Source organism: Psychrobacter sp. HII-4, assembly GCF_904846595.1.
Lineage (GTDB): Bacteria > Pseudomonadota > Gammaproteobacteria > Pseudomonadales > Moraxellaceae > Psychrobacter > Psychrobacter celer.
The window spans coordinates 1-1,969 of record NZ_CAJHBJ010000083.1 but is presented as its reverse complement, the minus strand read 5'-3'; the positions used below and the strand labels follow the sequence as shown (position 1 = coordinate 1,969).

The window sequence follows — 1,969 nt, the reverse complement described above, 5'->3', positions numbered from 1 at the left end:
CACGTGTGGGGCGAGAAATACCCGCACGTGGTCAAGTCTTGGCGCAATAACTGGGAGGGCTTAACAGTGTTCTTTAACTACCCAAAAGACATCAGAAAAGCGATTTATACCACCAATGCTATTGAGTCGCTAAACAGCGTCATTCGGACAGCAGTGAATAAGCGTAAAGTGTTCCCGTCTGATCAAGCGGCGTTCAAGGTGGTTTATTTGGCAACTCAGCAGGCGTCGTCAAGGTGGTCAATGCCGATTCGAAACTGGACGGCGGCGCTCAATCGCTTTATGATTATGTTCGATGACCGTATCAGCAGACATTTAATCTAAATCGCAGTTACACAGAATTCGGGATGGTCTCGCTTTTTGGGGCTTTACGCTGGTTGCTTGATATTTATCTAGATATTCTGCCTTTAAAGGAAGGCTACTGGAATTTTGGCATTCCGCTCCTTTTATCTATTTCAGTCGTCGGTATTTGGATGTGGCCGAGGTACGAGCATTTGACCTTAAAGTGGGTTAAACGTAGTAGTTCAGGCTACTTTTTTATAACGATGGTTTTAGCATTAGTGATACCGCTTTTGATTAGCCAAAACTATTTGTCTAAGGCTGCTTACAAGGTTATTGAAGTAGCCAGCTTGAACGATATTCGTCATTATCCAAAACAAAAATACTTCAGAGTGGACGATTTTGAACCACTAAAGTCAGAGAGAATTGCTTATATAGAGACACGAGTAGCCAATAGACGATACTTTGACTCAACACTGCATATTTATTATTACGTTGTTACGCCATTTATAGGCGCTGAGAATGTCTGGCTAGGTTCTAGCTACTATACAAGCTACGACAATCGAGAAGAGCGAAGCATCAAAGACCTTCAATACTCAGCGTTTATTAATGAGTCGCGCCATAAGTATGCCGCCGAAGATTTCTCTAATATCAACTATTTTAGAAAGCTAAAGTCATCAAATGATAGAAGTGCTTACTTATACACGATTTCTACAGCTAATAAGCAGTCTAATTTACCAGCCTTAGTGTTAGTCCCTGAATCAAATATATTCGCTGACAGTTTAGATCGTGATTTCGTTTGGGGGTTTGGCTCATTTTTTATTGGTATGGTGCTGTGCTTGTTGCTCGTTCTCGCAGCAGAGTTTGATAGTCAAGAAAAGAAATCTAGGCAGAAACATATACAAAAACAAAAGCCTGTAAAAAAACGAGCACCAGTAAGTGATGTATCAAAAAGCCTAGTAGTTTGGTTTAGAAGTAATAAAGAGCGGCCTGCGACGTTGGTGTTGATATTGAGCTGTATCGGTGCATTTATACTGACCGTATTCATGGGTATGGATATCATTGACCCTTTATCTAGACAGGTAAATAGTGTAGGTGGGTTGCCGATAGACGCGCTGCAAGCTGGCAAATATTGGCGGGTAGTCACAGCACTTTTTGTGCATGTAGGAATTATGCATTTAGTAATGAGTCTGGGAATGCTTTTTGCGACAGGTCATATTTTAGAAAAAGTATTGGGTTCTTTACGTTTTTCGATGGCCTTTTTTATATGTGGTATTTTTTCTAATATTTTAGGGCTACTATATTTTGATATGGACATGGCAGGTATTTGGGGTGCTATATTTGGCTTATTTGGTATCGCGATACCGTTGGTGGCCTTTAAGATTTTTAATAAAAAATATCGAGAGCTGTTTGGCGGTACTATCGCTGCGATATTAATCATTACTTTAAACAGCATGTTTTTTGCATTCATAAATACGCTTAGTTATATGGTGTATTATCTTCTAACCTTATGTTTTGGTATTGTTCTCGGTGTGGTCATGGTCATAACTCAAAAGCAGTCTTTATTATAGTTAAATCTTTATAAAATCGATACAGCCCATATCATGAAACAGTTTAGGTAAATTATTCTCCATCCACCCTTGGCGCAGAAACTTAGCCTGTGCCCACTTCTTCTCGATAGGGTTCAAATCAG

Annotated in this window: 2 protein-coding genes; both read left to right on the top strand. The window is 39.8% G+C overall.

Going from position 1 to position 1,969, the window contains the following annotated elements; genetic code table 11:
* Positions 1 to 321 (top strand): transposase (locus JMX98_RS13745; RefSeq protein ID WP_201587388.1); only part of this gene is annotated, 321 nt, incomplete at its 5' end.
* Positions 322 to 344: 23 nt separating this feature from the next.
* A complete protein-coding gene (locus JMX98_RS13740; protein ID WP_201587386.1) occupies positions 345 to 1,847 on the top strand; it encodes a rhomboid family intramembrane serine protease in 1,503 nt (500 codons plus the stop codon).
* Positions 1,848 to 1,969 lie beyond the last annotated feature (122 nt).

Excerpts from the sequence above, each read along its gene's own strand:
- JMX98_RS13740 (WP_201587386.1), top strand. The coding sequence starts at position 345 with ATGGTCTCGCTTTTTGGGGCTTTACGCTGGTTGCTTGATATTTATCTA.